Source organism: Paenibacillus sp. NPDC058071 (assembly GCF_042885235.1).
In the GTDB taxonomy this organism is placed as follows: Bacteria; Bacillota; Bacilli; order Paenibacillales; family Paenibacillaceae; genus Pristimantibacillus.
In genome coordinates, this window is sequence record NZ_JBHVSK010000001.1 from 396,028 (window position 1) to 415,626 (window position 19,599).

Sequence of the window (19,599 nt, forward strand, 5' to 3'; positions counted from 1 at the left end):
GTCCCTTTAAACAATTCTATTGCGCGGTCAATATAACCGGACCATCCGCAGTAATGGCGATCGTATGTTCGTACTGCGCGGAAAGCGAGCCGTCAGCGGTTCTAGCGGTCCATCCGTCGGCATCAACCGTCATTAATGCTTTTCCGGCATTTATCATCGGTTCGATCGTAAGAACCATCCCTTCCTTCAAGCGGAAACCTTTGCCCGGTTTCCCGATGTGGGGATAATTAGGTTCCTCGTGCATCTCCCTTCCTACGCCATGACCGAGCAGATCGCGCACCACCGAGAATCCGTTTTGCTCGGCATGTGTTTGAACCGCGTGCATCACATCGCCGATCCGGTTTCCGACAACAGCTCTTTCGATGCCAAGATATAAACATTCCTTCGTTACCCGCATCAAATGACGGGCTTCTTCCGAGACCACGCCTACTTCATAACACCAAGCCGAATCGCCGATCCAGCCATCTGCTTCCGCTACGATGTCGATTGTGACGATGTCGCCTTCCTTGAGCGGCTTCCCGTTCGGAAAACCATGCGCAATGACATCGTTGACAGACGCACATGTTGCAAACGGATAACCGTTGTATCCTATTGTATACGCCTTGGCACCATTCTCCTTCAGGAACCGCAACGCGAACGACTCGATATCGAGCGTCGTGACGCCCGGCTGGATCATACCTGCTATTGCTTGATGAAAAGCCGCGACAATTCGGCCGGCTTTTCTCATTTCTTCAATTTCTGCTCTCGATTTCAGGATGACCATTTCATTCAATTCTCCTCTGACTTTATGCCTGAAAAAATCATATCGACGATTCCTGTGGCATCCAGCTCGTTTCGCATATCGTGGTGGATGTTCAATGCTGCGCAGCCAACAAGCGAGCCAAATATTAAATTAGCTGTTTTCTCCGGTGATTTGGAGCCGCTCCCTTCTCGAATCATTCCCACAAACGGCAAATAGATCCGTTCCTGAAATTCCCCAAACAGCTTGGTGAAGCGATTCCCTGGGAACTGATGAAAATTATCCGCAACCGTTTTAAGTAAAATAAATACGGAAGGATCCTGGATGCATTTCTGCAGGAGCAGCTTGGAGAACGACTCCGCCTTAAGCAAATTGCCACCGTCCCCCGTAAAAGCAGGCAGCAACGCCGCCTCCGTTCGATTCAGGGCATCCCACAGTAAATCTTCCAAAAGCATGAGCTTATTTTTGTAGTAATGATATACGGTTCCATAGCCGAGCTCTGCCTTGACCGCAACATCGCGTATTTCCAATTGAATGCCCTTCTCCAAATATACTTCCGCAGCCGCTTGCATAATTTGGTTCATCCGCATTTCCCGAATCGCTTCATTCTGTTCTTTGGTACGTGGTGACATGGCTCCTCCTTTTTTTAGACCTACTGTAATGTCAATTTAAAAACAATATACATCATTTGAAAGTAAGGATCAAGTACTCCGATTCCCAGTTTTTTCGGGTAAAGCTTGATTAGCAAAGGAAAAAGAACAGCAAAAAACGCGAGACTAGTTGTCTCACGTTTCTCATCAGGTAAAATTCTAAAGAGCTCTTTTCGTTTATAAAATTATAACGTATTATAAATATTTTCACATTCTTTCGCGGTCGGTTCATAAAAACAGTGCTTCTTCCATCGTCCAGCGAGCGGCTGATTATACCAAGTTGGCGGGCATGGTCCCGGATTTTCGAACGACCCTGGACGGAAATACCATAAGGAGAATTTGGCTGGCCAATTCCGTTCGCCATTCACAGACCGTTGCGCCAGACGGCGTTCCCTCTCTCTTGCGTTTTGATAGTACAAGCTATGCTGCAACGCTTCGAACGCATGCGGCTGATTGATCATTTGGGGAATTGTCCGAAGTTCTTTAAAGTCGGAGCAATTCCCTCTTATTCGGTTAATGCCAACATTTCCAACAAGGAGCATGCCCATTTCGCCTTCGGTCTCAGCTTCAGCTCGTAGCAACCTTGCCAACATATCAATGTCCTGTTTCCTGGCTTTTACGACTGCCATTGGCTCACCTCTTTAGATTTCTAGACTCATCATATTGTAGGTGAAGCGGATGTGTTACTCTGGCCAAAAGAGATCGATATTAATTCACCGTTCCCCTACACTCTTCGTCCTTAGGTTGGTTTCCTGCTAACGGATAAATCGGCGGCCTTTATGCTTCGTGGTCCATAATGTCACGTGTCACCGGATGCGGTAGGCAGTCAGACATTCACCTTTATTCTATAAAGTTCTTAAGTAGTCTGTAGTCCCAGTTAATTCTGACCATCTAGCTGAAAGAAATTTCGCATAGTTTACTGAGTTGATTCCATAGCTCCCTAGTGAATGACCGTCATTAATCTCCACCAACTTCATATTACCTTCTCGATCAATTCCAAAATCCAAACCATATGCAACTGGCGCATCAATAAAATCCTTAACAGCATTTTCTATAACACTTAAATCTAATTTTGAATCCCATGCACCTTTATAATGTCTGATATCAAGTATTTCACCATACCGTATAAAACAACGCCATTCCGTTACAAAATCAACAATCTCTGAACACCAAATATTCGTATCTTCATTTTGTTCAATCAAACCTATGAAATCTTTGTATTCTTTAACAACCTTTCCAGCGAACTTTTTCGTTATATCTTTCGGTTTCACAAATACATTCCAATCTTGTTTATTCTCGAAAAGTTGTTGAATAGTTGTCGTCCATATTTTTCTACCAAAATAATTAGATAAGGAATTCGGATAATCGATCTCTCCTTGACTTCTTTCTATACCTAACAATTCGAGACGTTTTCTCACATTACCGATTCCGCCAACCACGATATCTTCTGGATTATTTTCATTAATTTCATTTGAATCATAGAACTTAACGATCTCCCATCCTAACGAATTGAAACCTTCATAAGCAATAAATGCATTTACATTGTAGAACTCGCCACTTTTGTTTGCCTGTATATAAGCTTTCATCATTAACCCCCCATTTAGGGATATTTTACCTTGATGACTGGCTCTTGTATATGATGCTTATTTAGCGCCTGTTTTCATATGAAAAAGCCGGACCCTCACAAGGATCCGGTTCTCGTATTAGCTGGCGATATACAACTAGCTTGCTACTATCATGTACCTATTTTAAGGATAGCGAATGTATGTTCTTGTGTAGTGAAACATTTCTTTCCAACGAGTAGTACGAGTCTACCCTATAGCTCAATCCAAAGTTAGAACTTCGTTCGTGGCTGTGGCAATCTTTTCATAAAACGCTCTGATTCCTTACCAAACCCAAATTGTTCGTACAATCCATGTGCGTCTTGCGTCCCCAAAATACCAGTCATCCATTCAAATTCTGGAGCGTTGGTTATAACCTCGACCAGTTTTTTTGAAATACCTTGCCCACGATACTTTTCCAATACAAATACGTCGCACAAATAATACATGGTAGCTCCATCGGTAATTATTCTTGCAAAACCAATCATTTGGTCATCATGATATACACCATAACAAATTGAGTTTTGAATAGATTTTTTGATTTTCTCGATCGGTCTTCGACTAGCCCAGTAGCTAGTAGACAAAAAATCTATAACCGTCTGGACATTAACTTTTGATTTATCATCGCTTATTAAATATTCCTTGTATGTTAATTCCAATTTAATTCCCCTCCAGGTTAGTTTAACAATCCCGCTATTCGCTCAGCATAGTGCAACAAGATTTCGTCCTGTCCGAAATCGGCAATGCATTGGAATCCAAAAGGTAGCCCTTTCGCTTGACCTCCGGGGAGACTAATCGTCGGAAATCCTGCGTAAGTCCAGATCGCTGTCATGCCCGAAAAGCCTGAACGACCACCATGAAGCGGAGCTATATCCCCTTGAGCTGGTGAGATTCAGAGGTCAATCCCTTGTGCTTGTCGGACTACCGCTAGTTTAAGCCTCAAGCGTAACTGGCCTTTGCGATAGCGCTCTAGCTCTTCGTCGTCGACAGTCCCTCCCTGTCGGATAGCTTGTCGGACCGCTTCGCCATACCGTTCTCTATGCTCACTAAACCGATAAGCGTTGCAAGCTGGTTCTCGAATGCCGATCGGACCTCGTCAATCATCAGCTTCATGTAGATGCCGTTAGGGATGCCGAGCACTCGCTTACGATCCGCTTCAATCGAGTCCCTTCCTTTTAATGGTGACATCCATCCAGGAATGAGATGAGGAGCAACAGCTGCCATCGATTACTTAAGTTGACTCAGTCCACATTTAGCATTAACATGACTGTATCTTTTGAATGTAGAATAAGTCAATATTTAAAAGCAATTGGTATTAACATTTAAATGTAGGAGACAAATATATGTACATCCGAGAAATTAAAAACGAAGACAATGCAAAGATCAAAAAAGTTATACAAGATTCTTTAGAATCGCTTGGCTTAGCGATCCCTGGAACAGCTTACTTCGACCCTCAACTGAACGACCTTCATCACTATTATAATAACTTAAACCATGCAAAGTACTGGGTAGTGGAAATGGAAAATGAAGTGGTTGGCGGTATCGGTATTGCACCGTTTAACGAACACGAACAAGTTTGTGAACTGCAGAAGCTTTACTTAACCCCAGAAGCACAAGGTTTAGGACTTTCAAGAAAGCTCATGGAAACAGCGTTGTCGTTTGCCTCGGAACACTATACAAAATGCTATTTAGAAACACAGCATGAATTAACAGCTGCATGCAAATTATATGAAAAATATGGCTTTACCCTTTTACAAGAACCATTGCCAGGTTCAGAGCATTCTGCGATGAATGCGTGGTATATAAAAGCTTTGAATCAGGAGTAATGGACATAAAAAACGGACATCTCGTTTTCATAAAACGGATGTCCATTTTTTATTCCTCTTTTCCACTGTACATGGTATCCTCCACTCTGTAATAACGTATTTTAATGCTTGACCTTGGAGTAAACTCCAATGATACGCTAGTTGCATAAGGTCATGAATAGTTAACAATAAACAGCGAATGCTTATACTGTATTTTACCTGGAGGAATCATAGATGCGAATCAAGCAATTTACTGAGAAGTATGGGATTTCTGGAGATACAGCTAGATATTATGAGGACGAAGGTTTACTTCAGCCGCTTCGCTTGGAGAATGGATATCGTGATTATGACGAGGGCTGCGAGCAATCGATGAGGTTCATTATCGTGCTTAAGAAATTAGGGTTTTCCTTGCAAGAAATAAAATCGATGCTGCAGCTGCAGCAAAGCTCAGTCTCCACAGAGTGTGGCTCAGGCTCACAGTCCATGTTCACCGTGAAAATGGATTACATTAGACAGCAGGTTTTATTTTATCAGTCAGCGCTTAAGGCGTTAGAGCTGGTTACAGATTTAATGGAGAAAGGCCAATTTAAGAAAAATCAGCAAATGCTCAATCAGTTATTCAATGAAATGTACAGCAATATGAATAGCCCAGCTAATTCTTAGCATGGATCTTTTCACCTTATTTATTCAAATCCTACATTTTGAGGAGGTAGCAAGTTATGAAGGTGAGGAAAATTTCCAATCATATTACGAAGCTCGAGGTACGAATAGGCATTTTATTTAGCGCTTGGCTAGTACAAGATGAAGACGGTGTGACGATTATTGATACAGGCCTGCCGTTTATGGGAAAGGCCATTCTGCGAGAAGCGAAGAAGCTTGGAAAGATCAAGGCTGTCTTACTGACACATGGACATGGCGATCATGTTGGAGGATTATCACATGTTGCTAAGGAAGCACGCATTCCTGTTTATGCACACAAGCTGGAGCTTAAATATATTAACGGGGAGGAACCATTTCCGGGGAGGAAAAAAGCCGAGAAACTGGTAGAGGTTGGTCTCGTACAGCCGCTTCCAACAGATGAGAACCAGCGGTTGCTGCCGATACTGGGACTTATTCCGTATCATACACCAGGACATTCTCCTGGACATGTGGTCTATTATCACCCCGAAGATTCCGTGTTAATTGGCGGGGATTTGTTCACCTCCAAGCGAGGCAAGCTGCAAAAGCCAGCAAAGATGTTTACACCGAATATGAGTGAAGCGATCGCTAGCGGCGCAATTGTTAGAGATCTCAAGCCAAGTCTTGTCACTATTACACACAGCAAGGACGTTCACCATGCCTACGACCATATTGATCAGTATTTACAGCAGAGCTAGTATACAGCTTCATTAACATACACTTGTTGCAACACAAAAGCACCTACAAGTCGTCCTCCATGTCTTATGAAATGGGGCCGTTCACTTGAAGGTGTTTTGATTTTTCACATTATTAGTAAGAAAAAGTTCTCTTCTTCACTCTTAATCCCTATCTATTAACGGCTTTTCTCATACAATTCATTCATGAAGTTTCCTGTACTGATTACCCCTTCTTTTGCTTCCTCCAAGGTGGAATGAAAACTTAGCCAGTCGTGAAACATGGAAGGCCAAGATCCAAACCGGATATCAACTCCTGCAAGCGCGGCCTGAGTCACAAATGTCAGAGATTCCTTCAGCATGAGTTCTGATTCACCAACCATTACGTAAATAGGCGGCAGACCTCTTAAATCGCCATAAATTGGTGACGCATATGGAACATTTGGTGAAACTCCGTTTAAATAATTGTCAGCCAACTGTACGAGAGCTTCTTTAGTAATAACCGGATCTACTCCCTCTTTGGTCATATAGGTCTCTCCGGTTTGTCCCAAATCAATCCATGGAGAAACCATGACCCCTCCCGCCGGCATAGGAGTCTTTGTATCCCTGATTTTCATCAATAACGCTGCAGTTAAGTTCCCGCCTGCGGAAACCCCGCCAATGATTATATTTTGGGGCGGATACCCTTGATCCAGCAACCAGTCATAAGCTTTCAGTGCATCTTCAATCGGAGCAGGAAACGGATGTTCCGGCGCCAGGCGGTAATTGATTGACAAAACGCGTGCTTTGGCCGCTCTCCCCATCTCACTGGATTCGATCCGATAGGAATGCATACTCCCGTACATAAATCCTCCGCCGTGAAAGTAAAGAAGCACGCGGTCTTCTTTAGATTCAGGAAGTATTTGCCACTCAGCTTCCATTCCATCAATGTCTACTTTCTCGGTAATCAAATCGCTTGCTACAGGAAGCTGGGCAAACATAGCCTCCACACCTGTCCTCAATTCTTCAACAGATGCCGTACCGCTTGGCAAATTATCTTTAAACAAACGATGCGCATCGCGCAATGATTTTTTCATGAAATATCCCTCCACCTAAACAGTCTATTGATGCTCACTTGGCACATGTTTATTATAAGGTTAAATAAACAGCACTTACATAGATATGTATAGGCGGAATTAGAAATTATCGAATGAAATATTGTTGTTTAAGTTGAATTGCTTTTATTTTAAAGGAATAAAATGAAGGAGGCAATGTTTCACTGAAACTGAACACCTATGTTTGCGTAGAAGGGGTGAAAATATTTATTAACTTGTTCAATTGACAGATCTGGTTCCGTTCAAGGAGTACGACTAAAATTTCATTGCCGATATCAGCGAAAAAAATCTTTTACTGCTACCGCTCGCAGCAAGCAATTCAGAAAAGATCACGAAGACTTCCAGGCTCAGCCAATCGTTCCGCACGGAAAGCGAATGACGATAGTTCGTGCCGTTAGCTTTAAATGCGATCCATACCTCACCTGCTTCAATATCCACGTAATCCTGAATATCGGTTACGCTTATTGCTGGATCAATCATAACCGCAATCCGTTTTAATCCTTGAACATAGTCTCAATGGTCCTCAATACATTCGCGATCAAAGCACCAAACGTCGTTAGTCGGGTATAGATCACTGATAGATTCTACGTTGTCTCGTGCCCATCCCATACTCATTAGAAGATGAATGTAAGGTCTTTCTTCATAATCGCTGATTTTGAAATCTAGTATTCTAATGGAATACTATTATCATCGGAATTTTCTGTTAATTGAGCTATCGTTTCCCGTTTGCGTAATCACCTTAAGTGACAAGGTCATCTTACCGTCTGATAAACGAGACTTATGGCTCCAGAATCAAAGGTCTTGTTTTCGATTAGCTTAAGATTGATCTTCTCCTTGAGACCGTGGAATAACGGCAATCCCTTACCGATCAGGACGGGAGAAACCGTAATTTTATACTCATCAATTAAATCAAGCTGCATAAGGTGGTGTGCGAACCTAGGGCTGCCGAGGATGACCATATCCTTGCCTGGCTGCTGTTTGAGGTTATTGATCTCTTCCTCGACATCTTCTTTCACGAGTCTGGAATTATTCCATTCGACTTTCTCCAGCGTCGTGGAAAAAACGATTTTGGCTGTATTTTCAATCCACTCGGCATGATTCCGTTCATGCTGCGAAGCTGATGGGTTCGAAGGCACAGATGGCCAGTAACTGTGCATCATCTGATAAGTCCCACGCCCCCAAATGACAGTGTCGGCAGTACTCAGAATTTCTTTCGCGTGTTTCTCCAAATCAGCATCGTAGGAAACCCAGCCAATGTCCATTTCACCATTCGGCCCTTCTACAAAACCGTCAAGCGATGCGTGCAGAAATAGAACGAGTTTTCTCATTTCCAGTTCTCCTTTGTTCATGAGGATAACTACATTATACATTTACTACATTTTAGCATAATTCAACTTGGATTGTTTCTTATGGATTGCTAATCCCAAACCTGCCCGTTAGCTTAACAAGAACAGCAGAAAGCCGAAGCTTTATATTCGTGTCGGTGACAGTAAACAGGCACGATTTGATCAACATATTTTTCTTATTCGATGAGGTATTCTCCTATTTCTTGTTACCTTCTTCACAGAACATATGTTCACAGTATCAATATTAAGGTTTAACAAAGCCAAACAAAAAAAAGCCGCTTTATCGCGACTTTTTAGCAGGCAAGTTCTTATCACCTGACTGTTATCATCTATAAGACAGCAGTTCCTATCACATATTTTCCTGTCACTACAACGAAGTACGGATTCGCTTGCGGTTCTCGAAGTAGACTATTTCCCTATATCCTGTTTCACGGGCCAGCTGTGCAGCTTCCTCCAGCATCATCCCGATATCGTCGGGAAAATGCGAATCAGAACCGAGTGTGATGGGAACACCATGTGCATACAGCTTGCTCAGGAAAGAGGGGCTCGGGCACATCTCCTTGACAGGATAACGGTAAGCCAAACCGGTATTGATTTCAGAAGCGACATCTGCCTCCTTCAATGTCTTAGCCACATCATCGTACAGTTCCTGCATATCCGCTTCGTCCGGTCTGTAATTGAATACTTTCAAATTATCCAGATGGGCAATAATGTCGAAGAGACCGGAGCGCGCTGCCTGCTTCACATGATCGAAGCCATTCGTGTACAGTTCAAGCAAATTCCTTTGCTCGAACATATATTGCAGCTCGGGGTTGTCAAACCCCCATCCGTCGATAAAATGTACACTTCCGATGACGTAATCCAGCTCATACTGGTCAAGCAGCGACTTGAGTTCAGCTTCCCCGCCCGGAAAAAAGTCTGCCTCCACTCCTAACGAGATCGGATAGCCCTTACTCTGCATTCTGCGTACCGCTGATAGATACTCTTCAATGGAACCAATCTGTACCCGGTCCAGCCAATAACGCTGCAGGCGGCCTAGTTCTCTTTCATCAAGTGTCATGTGCCGTTCATAATAAGAGCGAAACTCATCGAATCGATACAGATGATCAACAATTCCAAACCTCTCGATTCCACGCTGCTGTCCAGTCTTCATATAAGATTCGATCCAATCCTCGGAGAAGCAGCCGTTCGATAATCTCTTCTGCAGGCGTTCAACCTGTATCGTCATCCAGGCCAGTGAATGTTCCTGTTCTTCAATGCCGGCAAGGTTTGCAATTGAACTTGCCGTTCTTTGCAGCCATTTGAAGGAATAAGGCCCTTCTTCAAGATGAAAATGGAAATCTACCTTCACTTGGTTATGTCCTCCGTCCTCAAGGATGCACGATCCATCAAATACATCGTATTACCTCCCCATCGTCTTGTCTGATCCAGGTGTCAAATGAACGCTTGCCTTCATAAAGTTCAATGACCCTCGCCCCTCTTATAAGACTGCCATAGGCATTATATCCGGTAGATCGGCCATAGCACATGCGAATGCCATGCCAAGTTCCACAATAGTCATTGTCATGGTCATGGCCGACAAAGGTTCCCATCACATCCTCCATCTCGACCATTGCACTGAACAATCCGCTATTGATTCTCGGACATTCAACGCCTTCTCCCTTTACTCCGGTTACCTGCTCTCCTGTCCATGCGAATTCGTACTCAGGAAGCGGAATATGGAAAAATGCGAGTGCAGGCAGAGGACTGCCGTTAAGCTCGGTATAGTGGCGAGATCGTTCCATATACCAATGAATCTGATCCTGATGAATCCATTCGTACCCGCCAATCCGTTCAGGCGCATATGAACCCGAGTCAAAAAAATACAGCATTAAGCTGTCGTCGCTTCCTTCTGAACGCTTCACAGGCAGCGTATAATTGCCCACTCCATGAATTCCGGCAGGTCCAACCGCCGTCAAGCAACCGGCGTATTCTTGCTGAACAGCGAGGAGTTCCTCCCGTGTCACACCTGCTTCAGCATCATGATTGCCGAATACGGCAGCCCAAGGAATCCCCGAACGGACAACGGGACCAAGCGCCTTGCGGCACGAAAGCAACGGGTCTGTTACACCATGGCTCCAGTGCAGATCACCTGTCAGCACGACTAGATCCGGCTGTTCTGCGACAAGAATTTGTTCGACAAGCTGCACAGTCCTATCATCATCTTCCCGCTCCTTTGCCTGTTCATCACCAATATGCAAATCGGTCAGCTGTACAATTTTAAAAGTCCCGTCCGGACGGAATTTCAGTTCATTATTCAAGTTGTATACCTCCCTGTTCATATACGCTGCTTGATGTAACGAGATCTACCTTCTTCCATGCCCGTCTTCTCCATCTATAGAACATTAAGCCTGCTCTAACCCATTCATCCATTGCAAAGGCAAGCCAAATTCCCGCTAAGCCCATATCTAGTGTAATTCCCATAACATAAGCTAGCGGCACACTTATTCCCCACATGGATACAATGCCAATGATAACGGGAAAGCGCACATCTCCTGCTGCATTAAGTGAGCTAATAAGCACCATATTACTTGCCCTTGCTGGCTCAAGCAATATGGATAGCAGGAAAAGCTGGCTGCCCAGTCGGATAATATTCGCATCGGAGGTGAACAGATGCAGTAGCGGCTCTGAAACGAAATATAGTATGACGCTTACGCTTGTTGTAAGTAAGAGCCCGACCTTTAAGCTATACACTCCTGAACGATAGGCGTCTTCCTTTTGACCCGCTCCAATCAAATGCCCTACAATTATTTGCGTTCCTGATCCTACTGCCATCGAAATAATAAATATAAAAGAGGTCATATTTTGCGTATAGATTTTTGCTGTAAGCGCAGCCGCTCCTAGCATCGTAATAAAATAAGTAATGATGCTTTGCGACAAATTATAGGAAACCGGCTCACCAGCAGAAGGCAAACCTAGCTTAAATAATAAGCATAGGTCTCCTCCTTGGATTCGCCTAGGATTAATCAAACGAATGGGGTGCTCAAGCTTGCGATTGCATAGCACAAGAAATCCAAGCAACGAGATAATTCTACATACCCAGGTTACGATCGCGACTCCTTCTACGCCAAGCACGGGCAAGCCAAATGGTTTCATTAACATCATGTAATTGCCTAAAATATTAACGACATTAATCACTAGCGACAGCAGCATCATTTCCTTTACAATACCCCGGCAGCGCAGCATCGTTCCTAATGTCATCGTTAATGCAATCATAAACATAGAGCCGCCTACTATAGACAAGTAAGTCTCCCCAAGTTTAGTGACCTCACCAGACAAGTGAAATAGTGTAATGAACGCTTGAGGAAAAAAGAATAAAACCGAGCTAATAAGAAGACCAAGCATCAGGTTCAGTGTTAAGGATACAGAGCTAATCCGCTCCACTCCTCCAAGCTGAGCTGCACCAAGCCATTGATTCAACACAACCGCAGTACCCATTGTAATAAATCCAAATAGCATTCCAGCTACAGTAAGCACTTGATTAGCTAGTCCAACCGCAGCTACAGCTTCATCCGAATAGCTGCTTAACATCATGGTATCAACTGCACCTAGCAGCATACCAAACAATAACTCAATGGAAATAGGCCAGGTTAGCGAAAACAAACCTGGGGTATTCAAAGCTGATGAACGCTTAGAAGGCATCTTCATCAGCTCCCTGCTCTACGAGTAACGCCTGACTAACATCACTGTTCGTCCGATAAGGACTAACAAGCTTCATCCTTTTTCTCTCCTTCTATCTCTAAGGTGCTATGTCGTCTCAAGTAAGCGGAGTTTGTTATTCCTTAATCGAACCAATCATAACGCCTTGTGCAAAATACTTTTGCAGCAAAGGGTACACGATTAGAATAGGTGTGATGACGATAATAATCGTCGCCATTTTCAAAGAAGTTCCTGTCACTGTAATTCTCTCTGCCATTTCCAATTGAATTGAGTTCGTTACACTGGTTAATGTATCTGCTAATGCCTTTTGCTTCGTCAGCATTTCCTGCAATACCGTAGACAAAGGCTTTAAGTTTGAATCCCTTACGTAAAATGCACCAGTAAACCAGTCATTCCAATGTCCTACTGCGTTAAAGAGACCAATAGCTGCAAACACAGGCTTGCTTACCGGCACAACGATACGCATGAAAATCGCAAAATCCCCGCAACCATCTATTTTTGCAGCTTCCTCTAGACCATCCGGTATTTGTTCAAAGAAGGAACGCATAATCATCATGTTCCACACACTGTACAAGGCTGGAAGCACATACACCCAAATGCTGTTTGTCAGCGATAGATTTTTGAGCACAAGATAGTATGGAATCATACCGCCGCTAAACAGCATCGTAAAGAAAATAATAAAGGTAATCTGCTTATGACCAGGCAGTGAACGGCTTTTCAAAGCATAAGCAGCCATCGCAGTCAGCAGTACGCTTAGAATCGTCCCTACTACCGTACGAAACAACGAAATAATAAATCCATTTATAATGTTGGATTCCTTGAACACTTCCGTGAAGTTGCCAAACGTAAATTCCCTCGGCCAAAAATAAATACCGCCCTTTGCCGCATCCGTCCCTTCATTAAAGGCTAAAGCCAGTACATTTAAGATCGGCAAAAGAATACTAAAGCTTATCAATATAAGAATCACATAATTTATAAAGCCCAGTGACTTGTCGAGTCCTGTGGAAGACGTAGCTGTTTTCTTCATGTGAGGCTTCTCCCCGTTTCATTTGCCAGAAGCCCTCTGCCTATAAAGCAGAAGGCTTCTGCAAGGTATGACGAATGGTAAGGATGACCGATAAACGATTAGAATAGCAATTTGGTTTGTGGATTTTTATCTTTCTCTTCTAGCAGCTTGATATAATCCTCAAGGCCGGCAGCTTGAAGCTGCTTCGCTGCTGCATCCAGAATTGTTTTGGCTTCATTCATGTCCTTCGCATAGTAGGCTCTGATCATGCTTTCTTTATATTTATCAAGCGCCATTGTTAGCTGGTTTCCTTTGCTGAATTCTCCAATAAAGGCAAGGGCAGCATAACCGTCCTTCACAACCGCATTTTTATACTTTTCGTCATAACCCCAGTAATCTGCAAGGGATAACGGTACTTGATCCTTATCAGGTGTTAATGAAGAACCATAAGGAGCTTCACCGAAATCGGCCAAATCGTTTTTGTCCGTACCGCCTAAGAACCAGCCCCAACCATTACCTACTCCACTAAAGCCTAGCTTCTTTGCCTTAGCTGGATCTTTTTCAAGCAAATCCAGCACTTCTTTTTTCGGTACGGGGTTTCCTTTTTCATTCAGATCGTAGTCGCGTCCTTCAATCCCATACATCCAAAGCAGCTTACCTTCCCTGGAGGCAAGGAAATCAGCAAGCTTCACAATATCCTCTGGATTTTTAGTTGTTTTTGGAATGGACCATGCACCATATCCGCTTTTGAAAGGCAGTTCCATTTGATAAGGACCATCTACCGTATTAAGTGGACCTAGCGGAACGTAACGACCATCCTTATTTTCATCCACATAGTTGTGCATCTCGCCTACAATGGCAAAGGAATTATTCAACATGCCTTCTTTGGCACGTGTTTCTTCCATCGTGTAGTACTCCAGGTGCATCAGTCCTTCTTTAAGCAGCTTCTGCACAAATTCAACACGCTTCAAGCCGTAATCCGTTTGGCTTTCATGCATTATTTTCCCTGTTGCTGCATCATGCTTGAAGCCTTCACCGTTAAAGCCTGTCCATACTAAATCGTTATACAGGCTTGCACGATCGCCGCCGCCCCAAATAATAGGACCAATCGGAGAAACTTCTTTTCCATTATTATCTTTGAAATGTCCTTCTTTAATTTTCTTTGCTAGCTCATACAGCTGCTCTGAAGTCGTAATCGTGCGCGGATCTACGCCAATCGCATCTGCAATGTCTTTACGGATGTACGGACCTGTTATATACTTTCGCACACTGTAGCCGCCTTCACGCGGCATATTAATGTGCACGGTATAAGCTGAGCCATTATACTCTGGACGGAACATGACGCCATACTCGGTATCCATTGGCAAATAGCCTTTTTCAAAATATTTGCTGTATATTTTCGTGTTTTTCAAATAAGGAGCAAGATCATGGAACATATCTTCACGAGCAGCTTTATTGATGATCTCCATCTCTGGACGGCCGCTGTGGTTCAAATAGTAGCCAATAAAGTCAGGCAAATCTCCTGCAACCAGGCCTGCAGCCAGCGCCTTTGTGGAATCGTCATGCCCAATCGCTTGAAGCTGTAGTTCAATACCTGTCATTTCCTTAAGCTTCGCTAAAATTTCAGGATTCATTTCCTCATCGACATCACTGCCCATGAAAATCAAACCTTTAATTTTGCGATCCGCAATCCAGGTTGCTGGCTTGTCCGATGGAGTACCGCTATTGCCCGAATTGCTTGTTGAATCAGAAGAAGATTTTCCTGCACACGCCGACAATACGATCATTACAGCTAACATTAGCAAAACCGCTTTCGACCAACTTTTGTTTTTCATTGCTGATTTCTCCCTCTCCTCGACTGTCTTGTTCTATTTGTGAAGGCTTGCGCCATATCACCACAAAGACGTTTCAAACCATTTGCGAGATGCTTTATTAACAGCTAGTACAAGAATTAAGCCAATTATGCTTTGCATCAAACCAAGTGCTGTTCCAAAGCCAAACTGTCCACTTTCAAGTCCCATATAAATAATATAGGTATCCAGTATTTCGGATAGATTCATGTTGCCTGGCGTTTTCAGCATGTAAATCTGATCAAAGCCTGCTGATAGGATATTGCCAAGGGATAATATGAAAACGATCAGAATCGTTGAGCGTATGCCCGGCAGTGTAATATGCCAAATTTGACGCAGTCTGCTGGCGCCATCTATTTTGGCAGCCTCATACAAGGAAGGATTAATGCCGACTATGGCAGCAAAATAAATAATGGAGCCCCAGCCGATCTCCTTCCATATATGACTCCAGAACATAATGTGATAAAACGCACTTTCCTTCATTAAGAAAAACGTGCTTCCGTCTCCGCCAAACCATGAAATCACTTGATTGACTAGCCCTGTATCCGGCGCAAGAATGCGCTGGGTAAGCCCAATGACAATAACCCAAGATAAAAAATGCGGTAGGTAGGCAATACCTTGAAATAAGCCTTGTATTTTTTTACGCTTTATTTCAGCAAACATGAGGGCAAGAATAATGGGAAATGGCATGGCCAGAAATACCTTCATGGCACTAATGACAAGTGTATTTTTTATAATTTGCCAGCTCTGCGGGTCCATGAAGAACATTTCAAAGTATCTGAAGCCGATCCATGGACTGCCGAAAATCCCTTTGTTGAACTGATAATCCTTAAATGCCAGTACAAGACCCGTCATAGGCCAATAGGAGAAAATAATAAAGAATACAAGACATGGCAGCAGCATCAAATAGAGCTGATAATGCCTGCCTATTCGCTTCATCTTTCTATTGCCTGAAGCTGTATCGATATGCCTCTTCTCTCCTCCGGCAGCTGCCGAAATTTTCGAGCTCATGCTGTTCGTACTCCTTCCTCTTTTCAATTATTGGGATCGGCAAAAGAAAACCTTGCTGCAAAATCAAAATTGAACTCAAACTCGTCATAGCGCCCGGTTAAGAAACGATAGTCAGGATATTGCAGCACTGTATCTTCAGAGAGTTTAGCCACCCAAGGTGAGAAGCTTCGGCATTTTATAGCCTTGTTTTGCTCGTCCAGTTCCACTAATCGAAGCCAGCCGTTTCCGCCTCGATAACGGTCCTGATAATTCACCAGCATTTGAATAACATCCTGTCCCTTTTCGTTGGAGCGAATTTGATGCACATTGCCATTAAAATGGCCGTTAACCGTCATAAACACTTGTTGATACGGGTAAATCAGCTGTTCCCAGATGAAAGCACCATTCTCTGATTGATACGGTACGTTTGTTTCGCCATCAGCGAGCATGTACATCATGTCGTGAGAGACTAAAATCGTTGGATAATTAGCATGCTTAATTAATATTTCCTTACACCAAGCAACATCCATATGCACATTTTGCATATCTACCATTAGCCACAAGTAGCTGTAGCTGCCTGCCTTCTGAATGGCATAGGAGCTATAACGAGAAGGTGAACAGCCTTTATAATAAGCTTTGCTTGCAAAGCGCTCCGGTCCTAAAAATCGAAGATACGCTTGAGTAGGATCGTAATCATGGTTGCCGGCAGTTGCCATATAGGCCGCATCACTCTCATCCAGCTTTAACACAGCAGACGATGCCCTGTTCCATTCAACAGTGGAGTCGCTATTATGAACAAAGTCACCAACAAAGGCGGTCATCGCAATCTGCATATGCTCCTGCTGCTTCGCAATCCACTCTGTCTGCGCCTCCAGCATTTCTGGATTCAAGTATGATTGCATTTGTGGATCGGGTACAAAAACGAAGTGATAGTTATGGTCCCCACTAAGCTGCGGCTCGCCAGTATAGCTTCCTTCAAGAAGCTCCTCTTCTGCAGCAAAGGAAAGCCAATCTTCCTGATGAAGCGCCTGGCCTGAAATTCTGATTTCCTGCAATGCTCCGCTGAATAAGGAGTCGATTCGACCAGCCCACTCGGAAGCTCCGATATTCCATCCGTTGCCTTCTATAGCAGCTATGCCGCAAATTGGCTCAACCGGGCTGTTGTAATCACAGATGCCATTTACGTATAACAAGGTTCTTTTCGTATCATTAACAATCGCAATATGATGCCATTTGCCCTCTGCCAAATATCGTGACCAGCTAGTCGTAGAGGTTCTCATATTGATGGGATGGCTGACCCATTGGATCTCCTTGCAGTTGGACACAGACATGGTCGCCAGCACCTCAGCTTCGCCGCTTCGGTTAAGCTCTGCACCTTGCCCTTGTCTGGTTACAATGCCCATCCAGCTATGAATCTTCTCATCAAATGGATCTGGCAGGTAAATAATCGCTTCAATTGTAAAGCCTTCCGCAAAAATCTCATGATTTAATGGCGCATCTTGTTCGGTGCGGAAGTAGTAACCATTTCCTTTAGCGTTTCTATCGTTATGGAAATGCAGGCAGGTATCAGCCCCGCTAGGTTCCCAAGACATACAATTGACAGCTGCTGCTGGCTCCATGTTTGGTGTATTTGCAACCGCTAGTTTAAGGTTATTGCCATTCCCGCTTTCATCTCGAATTACGAGGTTCTTATCCTGAACAGATCCGTTTAGCACGCTTTCGAGAGTAAACCTCCAATGAGCGAGAGGTGTGAAAGCATGCTTTAATGCTATTGCATCATACATCCGTCCATGTTTCATTTAGATAACCTCCACTGCTTTATTCAGAAATAACTTCCTTACATCCAGCCAGCTGTCTACTCTAGTAAAGCCTGTAGCGAATCTATTATGAGGGGTGCTATACAGAATCCCTTTTCCTCTGAATGAATGAAGCTGATTCACATTGTCGTCAATTAAGTAATCCGCGTGAATGATGCTTTTGTCTCCGCAAAATACGATATGGCTATCTGGAATGCTAGGAAAATGCTCCTTAAGCCATTCGTATTTTGCCTTGAAGGAAGCGGGTACCTCCATCGCTGCTGTTGCAATAAAAATTTCATATCGCTCCTGGAGCTCAAGGATTACCGTCTGGCTATCCGAGATGACATCTAGCCCTCTGAAAAAGGTTTCAGAAGTATAAAAGCTCTTGATTTCATTTCGAAAATGGGGCCTGGCTTGAATCAAGCTTTTTCCTTCCAGTTCTTCTTCCGTTACATCCTGACCATATTGTTGGTTAAATAATTTCAAAAGAGAGATTGCTGTATTCGCAATAACCTCATCCATATCTATAGCAATCCGCTTCACAATCTAGTTCCTCCTGTGTATTCATGCTGTACAGCTCCTTCTTAAAACAAGACTCCAGTTATCCGCTACTCTCCTTTAGCAACCAAAACCCTTATATCTTTATCCGACAAATATTGCATCCATTCCGGGCTGCAATGCTTATCTGTAATTAACATATATACATCGTCCAAGGGACACACATTCGCAAAGGTCGTTCGTCCCAGCTTGGAGGAGTCCGCCAGGATGAATGATTCATCCGCTCTCTCCATCATCATTCTGGAAATTTTGGCCTCGGACAGCTCATAGTCGGTAATTCCTTCTACTATAGAAACCCCTCCAGCCGAAATAAACGCTTTGTTAACCCGCAATTGATTAAGCATCAATTCTGCCAGCGGACCTTCTACTGATTTTTGCCGCTTGTTGACTTCACCGCCAATAAAAATAATTCTTCCCGGAAACTGCTCAAGAGCTAGCAGCAGTGTCGGTGTGGAATGGGTAATGATCGTCACGTCCCGGCTCTCTCCCAAGTTGCGAATAATCTCAATGGTGGTCGTGCCATTGCCCAGCATGACTGTATCTCCATCGTTGATTAATGCTGCTGCTTGTTTTCCGATTGCCGCCTTTTCCTGCGCATGCAGCTTTGTCTTTATTTCATAAGGGAGTTCCTGTGAATCCGAATCAAGCTTGACTGCCCCTCCGTACACTTTTTTCAGATTCCCTTCTCTATCAAGACGCTCCAGATCTCTGCGAATCGTCTCAGCAGATACTTGCAGCTGCTCAGCCAGAGCCGTAACTTCAACTCGGCCTTCTCTTCTCAACGTCTCTAAAATTCTCTTCTTTCTCTTCTCGAACGACAGCGACATGACCAACCTCCCCTCTCCAATGAGGAAAACAATATTTTGTGGTTTATTTTTGTTTGTTGTGGATTAATTACAATCCTAAAGACAAAATGTCAGCTAACCGTTAACGCAACGTGGATGTTGTATTAACTTTGCGCATCATAACGGCTCATAAACCACATAAATCCACAAAATTTGTTGACTTGCTAAAGCAAAACGTCTCTGCTTTTCCTCCTAATGCAAACATCTCAACTCACTTTTATTTTTCTAAAAAAACGAAAACAGCCCAGTACTGTCGCGGTACTGG

The 19,599-nt window shown here is 43.6% G+C and carries 21 protein-coding genes; 3 read left to right on the plus strand and 18 right to left on the minus strand.

Annotated elements, in window-relative coordinates; genetic code table 11:
* Positions 1 to 16 precede the first annotated feature (16 nt).
* From map to ACFVTB_RS01835, 6 genes are all read right to left on the minus strand, one after another.
* Positions 17 to 763, minus strand: a complete 747-nt coding sequence (gene map / locus ACFVTB_RS01810) for a type I methionyl aminopeptidase (protein ID WP_387744248.1) — start codon at positions 761 to 763, stop codon at positions 17 to 19.
* Positions 764 to 768: 5 nt separating this feature from the next.
* A complete protein-coding gene (locus tag ACFVTB_RS01815) occupies positions 769 to 1,371 on the minus strand; it encodes a TetR/AcrR family transcriptional regulator (RefSeq protein WP_387744250.1) in 603 nt (200 codons plus the stop codon).
* 203 nt (positions 1,372 to 1,574) lie between these two features.
* Positions 1,575 to 2,018 carry a cell wall hydrolase gene (locus ACFVTB_RS01820; protein ID WP_387744253.1) on the minus strand — a complete coding sequence of 148 codons (444 nt, stop codon included), beginning with the start codon at positions 2,016 to 2,018 and terminating at the stop codon, positions 1,575 to 1,577.
* Positions 2,019 to 2,234: 216 nt separating this feature from the next.
* Entirely contained in the window at positions 2,235 to 2,978 is a 744-nt protein-coding gene (locus ACFVTB_RS01825) for an ATP-grasp domain-containing protein (protein WP_387744255.1), read from the minus strand.
* 245 nt (positions 2,979 to 3,223) lie between these two features.
* Positions 3,224 to 3,649, minus strand: coding sequence for a GNAT family N-acetyltransferase (locus ACFVTB_RS01830; protein ID WP_387744258.1), 426 nt, complete (start codon positions 3,647 to 3,649; stop codon positions 3,224 to 3,226).
* 310 nt (positions 3,650 to 3,959) lie between these two features.
* Positions 3,960 to 4,178: a hypothetical protein gene (locus ACFVTB_RS01835; protein ID WP_387744260.1), complete on the minus strand. Its 219-nt coding sequence runs from the start codon at positions 4,176 to 4,178 to the stop codon at positions 3,960 to 3,962.
* A 155-nt stretch (positions 4,179 to 4,333) separates the two neighbouring features.
* On the opposite strand from ACFVTB_RS01835, the gene ACFVTB_RS01840 reads away from it, so the two are divergent.
* From ACFVTB_RS01840 to ACFVTB_RS01850, 3 genes are all read left to right on the plus strand, one after another.
* Positions 4,334 to 4,816: a GNAT family N-acetyltransferase gene (locus ACFVTB_RS01840; RefSeq protein WP_387744263.1), complete on the plus strand. Its 483-nt coding sequence runs from the start codon at positions 4,334 to 4,336 to the stop codon at positions 4,814 to 4,816.
* 213 nt (positions 4,817 to 5,029) lie between these two features.
* Positions 5,030 to 5,458, plus strand: a complete 429-nt coding sequence (locus ACFVTB_RS01845; RefSeq protein ID WP_387744266.1) for a MerR family transcriptional regulator — start codon at positions 5,030 to 5,032, stop codon at positions 5,456 to 5,458.
* Positions 5,459 to 5,514: 56 nt separating this feature from the next.
* Positions 5,515 to 6,171 carry an MBL fold metallo-hydrolase gene (locus ACFVTB_RS01850; RefSeq protein ID WP_387744269.1) on the plus strand — a complete coding sequence of 219 codons (657 nt, stop codon included), beginning with the start codon at positions 5,515 to 5,517 and terminating at the stop codon, positions 6,169 to 6,171.
* Positions 6,172 to 6,326: 155 nt separating this feature from the next.
* Here ACFVTB_RS01850 and ACFVTB_RS01855 read toward each other — a convergent pair whose 3' ends face one another.
* The 12 genes from ACFVTB_RS01855 to ACFVTB_RS01910 all read right to left on the minus strand — a co-directional run bounded on the left by ACFVTB_RS01855 (position 6,327) and on the right by ACFVTB_RS01910 (position 19,316).
* Complete coding sequence (locus ACFVTB_RS01855; RefSeq protein WP_387744272.1) at positions 6,327 to 7,223, minus strand: alpha/beta hydrolase; 897 nt, start codon at positions 7,221 to 7,223, stop codon at positions 6,327 to 6,329.
* A gap of 273 nt (positions 7,224 to 7,496) precedes the next feature.
* On the minus strand, positions 7,497 to 7,721 hold the full coding sequence (locus ACFVTB_RS01860) for a hypothetical protein (protein WP_387744274.1): 225 nt from the start codon (positions 7,719 to 7,721) through the stop codon (positions 7,497 to 7,499).
* Between the two features lie 272 nt (positions 7,722 to 7,993).
* Positions 7,994 to 8,569: a dihydrofolate reductase family protein gene (locus ACFVTB_RS01865; protein ID WP_387744276.1), complete on the minus strand. Its 576-nt coding sequence runs from the start codon at positions 8,567 to 8,569 to the stop codon at positions 7,994 to 7,996.
* 385 nt (positions 8,570 to 8,954) lie between these two features.
* Positions 8,955 to 9,938 carry a histidinol-phosphatase HisJ family protein gene (locus tag ACFVTB_RS01870; protein ID WP_387744279.1) on the minus strand — a complete coding sequence of 328 codons (984 nt, stop codon included), beginning with the start codon at positions 9,936 to 9,938 and terminating at the stop codon, positions 8,955 to 8,957.
* A gap of 37 nt (positions 9,939 to 9,975) precedes the next feature.
* On the minus strand, positions 9,976 to 10,887 hold the full coding sequence (locus ACFVTB_RS01875; protein ID WP_387744282.1) for a metallophosphoesterase family protein: 912 nt from the start codon (positions 10,885 to 10,887) through the stop codon (positions 9,976 to 9,978).
* Positions 10,880 to 12,268 carry an MATE family efflux transporter gene (locus ACFVTB_RS01880; RefSeq protein ID WP_387744285.1) on the minus strand — a complete coding sequence of 463 codons (1,389 nt, stop codon included), beginning with the start codon at positions 12,266 to 12,268 and terminating at the stop codon, positions 10,880 to 10,882. Before ACFVTB_RS01880 ends, ACFVTB_RS01875 begins: the two co-directional genes overlap by 8 nt.
* 133 nt (positions 12,269 to 12,401) lie before the next feature.
* Positions 12,402 to 13,313: a carbohydrate ABC transporter permease gene (locus ACFVTB_RS01885; protein WP_387744287.1), complete on the minus strand. Its 912-nt coding sequence runs from the start codon at positions 13,311 to 13,313 to the stop codon at positions 12,402 to 12,404.
* Positions 13,314 to 13,411: 98 nt separating this feature from the next.
* Positions 13,412 to 15,127, minus strand: a complete 1,716-nt coding sequence (locus ACFVTB_RS01890) for an extracellular solute-binding protein (protein ID WP_387744290.1) — start codon at positions 15,125 to 15,127, stop codon at positions 13,412 to 13,414.
* A gap of 57 nt (positions 15,128 to 15,184) precedes the next feature.
* Positions 15,185 to 16,153, minus strand: a complete 969-nt coding sequence (locus ACFVTB_RS01895) for an ABC transporter permease (protein ID WP_387744293.1) — start codon at positions 16,151 to 16,153, stop codon at positions 15,185 to 15,187.
* A 23-nt stretch (positions 16,154 to 16,176) separates the two neighbouring features.
* On the minus strand, positions 16,177 to 17,931 hold the full coding sequence (locus ACFVTB_RS01900; protein ID WP_387744296.1) for a LamG-like jellyroll fold domain-containing protein: 1,755 nt from the start codon (positions 17,929 to 17,931) through the stop codon (positions 16,177 to 16,179).
* The gene (locus ACFVTB_RS01905; protein WP_387744299.1) at positions 17,932 to 18,474 is read right to left on the minus strand and encodes a 5' nucleotidase, NT5C type; all 543 of its coding nucleotides are present in this window, start codon (positions 18,472 to 18,474) and stop codon (positions 17,932 to 17,934) included. It lies immediately after the preceding gene.
* Between the two features lie 65 nt (positions 18,475 to 18,539).
* On the minus strand, positions 18,540 to 19,316 hold the full coding sequence (locus ACFVTB_RS01910) for a DeoR/GlpR family DNA-binding transcription regulator (protein WP_387744301.1): 777 nt from the start codon (positions 19,314 to 19,316) through the stop codon (positions 18,540 to 18,542).
* Positions 19,317 to 19,599 lie beyond the last annotated feature (283 nt).

Bases quoted from the DNA above. Each gene is read 5' to 3' on its own strand.
- ACFVTB_RS01890 (WP_387744290.1), bottom strand. From the start codon at position 15,127: ATGAAAAACAAAAGTTGGTCGAAAGCGGTTTTGCTAATGTTAGCTGTA.
- ACFVTB_RS01895 (WP_387744293.1), bottom strand. From the start codon at position 16,153: ATGAGCTCGAAAATTTCGGCAGCTGCCGGAGGAGAGAAGAGGCATATC.
- ACFVTB_RS01845 (WP_387744266.1), top strand. From the start codon at position 5,030: ATGCGAATCAAGCAATTTACTGAGAAGTATGGGATTTCTGGAGATACA.
- ACFVTB_RS01860 (WP_387744274.1), bottom strand. From the start codon at position 7,721: ATGATTGATCCAGCAATAAGCGTAACCGATATTCAGGATTACGTGGAT.
- ACFVTB_RS01855 (WP_387744272.1), bottom strand. From the start codon at position 7,223: ATGAAAAAATCATTGCGCGATGCGCATCGTTTGTTTAAAGATAATTTG.
- ACFVTB_RS01825 (WP_387744255.1), bottom strand. From the start codon at position 2,978: ATGATGAAAGCTTATATACAGGCAAACAAAAGTGGCGAGTTCTACAAT.
- map (WP_387744248.1), bottom strand. From the start codon at position 763: ATGGTCATCCTGAAATCGAGAGCAGAAATTGAAGAAATGAGAAAAGCC.
- ACFVTB_RS01815 (WP_387744250.1), bottom strand. From the start codon at position 1,371: ATGTCACCACGTACCAAAGAACAGAATGAAGCGATTCGGGAAATGCGG.
- ACFVTB_RS01885 (WP_387744287.1), bottom strand. From the start codon at position 13,313: ATGAAGAAAACAGCTACGTCTTCCACAGGACTCGACAAGTCACTGGGC.
- ACFVTB_RS01840 (WP_387744263.1), top strand. From the start codon at position 4,334: ATGTACATCCGAGAAATTAAAAACGAAGACAATGCAAAGATCAAAAAA.
- ACFVTB_RS01835 (WP_387744260.1), bottom strand. From the start codon at position 4,178: ATGTCACCATTAAAAGGAAGGGACTCGATTGAAGCGGATCGTAAGCGA.
- ACFVTB_RS01865 (WP_387744276.1), bottom strand. From the start codon at position 8,569: ATGAGAAAACTCGTTCTATTTCTGCACGCATCGCTTGACGGTTTTGTA.
- ACFVTB_RS01820 (WP_387744253.1), bottom strand. From the start codon at position 2,018: ATGGCAGTCGTAAAAGCCAGGAAACAGGACATTGATATGTTGGCAAGG.
- ACFVTB_RS01850 (WP_387744269.1), top strand. From the start codon at position 5,515: ATGAAGGTGAGGAAAATTTCCAATCATATTACGAAGCTCGAGGTACGA.
- ACFVTB_RS01880 (WP_387744285.1), bottom strand. From the start codon at position 12,268: ATGCCTTCTAAGCGTTCATCAGCTTTGAATACCCCAGGTTTGTTTTCG.
- ACFVTB_RS01910 (WP_387744301.1), bottom strand. From the start codon at position 19,316: ATGTCGCTGTCGTTCGAGAAGAGAAAGAAGAGAATTTTAGAGACGTTG.
- ACFVTB_RS01900 (WP_387744296.1), bottom strand. From the start codon at position 17,931: ATGAAACATGGACGGATGTATGATGCAATAGCATTAAAGCATGCTTTC.